Here is a 233-nt window from a genome sequence, read left to right on the forward strand (position 1 = left end):
TGATGCGTCAGCACGGTGAGCGCCGGATTTACGGTGGCGGGATTCTGTCTTCACCGTGCGAAACCGAATATGCGATGACCAGCGATAAACCGATTTACAAAGTGTTTGATCCTGTTGATGTGTTACGCACACCGTATCGTATTGACATCATGCAACCGATTTATTTTGAGATTGATGGTATACAGCAACTGTTTGAGCTGGCACATCAAGACATCATGAGCATGGTTCATCAG

General features: G+C 46.4%; 1 pseudogene. It reads left to right on the forward strand.

Annotated elements, in window-relative coordinates:
• Window positions 1-233 (forward strand): annotated as a pseudogene (gene phhA, locus R0J87_RS24995) (phenylalanine 4-monooxygenase); the annotation flags it as partial.

Source organism: Halomonas sp. SIMBA_159, from assembly GCF_046536035.1.
In the GTDB taxonomy this organism is placed as follows: Bacteria; Pseudomonadota; Gammaproteobacteria; order Pseudomonadales; family Halomonadaceae; genus Vreelandella; species Vreelandella venusta_A.